This window comes from Pseudomonas fluorescens, assembly GCF_902497785.1.
Classification (GTDB): domain Bacteria; phylum Pseudomonadota; class Gammaproteobacteria; order Pseudomonadales; family Pseudomonadaceae; genus Aquipseudomonas; species Aquipseudomonas fluorescens_BO.
Map to the genome: position 1 here is coordinate 1 of NZ_CABVHK010000056.1, position 1,804 is coordinate 1,804.

2 protein-coding genes are annotated in these 1,804 nt (G+C 57.4%); one reads left to right on the forward strand and one right to left on the reverse strand.

Annotated elements, in window-relative coordinates; translation table 11 throughout:
* The first annotated feature begins 206 nt into the window (after positions 1-206).
* Positions 207-1,226: a branched-chain amino acid aminotransferase gene (locus F8N62_RS31310; RefSeq protein ID WP_150710640.1), complete on the forward strand. Its 1,020-nt coding sequence runs from the start codon at positions 207-209 to the stop codon at positions 1,224-1,226.
* Between the two features lie 54 nt (positions 1,227-1,280).
* Here F8N62_RS31310 and F8N62_RS31315 read toward each other — a convergent pair.
* Positions 1,281-1,804: TIGR03915 family putative DNA repair protein (locus tag F8N62_RS31315; RefSeq protein WP_150714199.1), on the reverse strand; the 524-nt coding region annotated here is incomplete at its 5' end.

Sequence of the window (1,804 nt, forward strand, 5' to 3'; positions counted from 1 at the left end):
TTCTCTGGTGCGATGCCCAAGATCAAAAGAGCGCAGCCTTCGGCAGCTCCTACAGGCCGTACGCAACAACAGGAGCTGCCGCAGGCTGCGATCTTTTAGCTTGATTGCACTGCGAAACAGCCCTGGAATGAAGTATTGTTGTCCCCATCCAAAAAACGTCAGAAGCCTTGAACCGTTTCGGCGGTTGTTCAGTGATAGAGGGTGTCATGAGTAACGAAAGCATCAATTGGGACAAGCTGGGTTTTGATTACATCAAGACAGACAAGCGCTATCTCTCGCACTATCGCAATGGCGAGTGGGACAAAGGCACCCTGACCGAAGACAACGTGCTGCACATCAGCGAAGGCTCGACTGCTCTTCACTATGGTCAGCAATGCTTTGAAGGCCTGAAGGCCTATCGTTGCAAGGACGGTTCGATCAACCTGTTCCGTCCGGACCAGAACGCCGCACGTATGCAACGCAGCTGCGCTCGCCTGCTGATGCCACAGGTGTCCACCGAGCAGTTCATCGAAGCCTGCAAGGACGTAGTCCGCGCCAACGAGCGTTTCATCCCGCCTTACGGCACCGGCGGCGCGCTGTACCTGCGACCGTTCGTGATCGGCGTGGGTGACAACATCGGTGTGCGCACCGCCCCCGAGTTCATCTTCTCGATCTTCTGCATCCCGGTCGGCGCCTACTTCAAGGGCGGCCTGACCCCGCACAACTTCCTGATTTCCAGCTACGACCGTGCCGCACCACAAGGCACCGGCGCGGCCAAGGTCGGTGGCAACTACGCCGCCAGCCTGATGCCAGGTTCCCAGGCCAAGAAGGCGCACTTTGCCGATTGCATTTACCTGGACCCGATGACCCACACCAAAATCGAGGAAGTCGGTTCGGCCAACTTCTTCGGGATCACCCATGACAACAAGTTTGTGACCCCGAACTCGCCGTCGGTACTGCCAGGCATCACCCGCCTGTCATTGATCGAACTGGCCAAGTCGCGTCTGGGCCTGGAAGTGGTTGAAGGTGACGTGTTCATCGACAAGCTGTCCGACTTCAAGGAAGCCGGCGCTTGCGGTACCGCAGCCGTGATCACCCCAATCGGTGGCATCAGCTATAACGACCACCTGCATGTGTTCCACAGCGAAACCGAAGTCGGCCCGGTCACCCAGAAGCTCTACAAAGAGCTGACGGGCGTACAGACTGGCGAGATCGAAGCGCCAGCAGGCTGGATCGTCAAGGTCTGACCTGACCTGCGCTGCATCGAAAGCCCCCCATCGCCTTGGCGATGCGGGGCTTTTTTATGAGCCTTGACCGCGTTCAGTGTCGCTCAGTGCGATACGCTTGCCACCCCTGCCCTTGATCCCGCTGGCCTGACCGTCCTGTTGCTTGCCGGTCCGCGCTTGAGTGATCAACCCCGGAATCAATGCGCCTTCAGGCAGGTTTTTCCAGAATCGCGCCGGTAAATGGCCCTGCATGACCTTCGGATTAAGCCGTGCCGGATTGAAGATGTGGCTGTAATAGGTCAACCACATGTCACCGTGCGGATCATCGACGTTTTGCGCCAGTTGCTGCCACTCAACCGGGCACTGACGATGGTGGATCAACTGCTCGCCATCGAAGTAAACCCCGTCCCGGGGCGTAGCAATCAACCAGCGATGTTGGCCCATACGACCGATGAAGTGTTCACTGGCACTGTGCAGAATGTCGTGGGCCGGTTCATGCCAGGCAACATAGTGCGGCCCTTCGTTTTCCGGCAGAGCGACAAACCGCACGAATGCATGTAGATGATGAGATTCACGCTGTATCTGTTTGATTCTTCTAT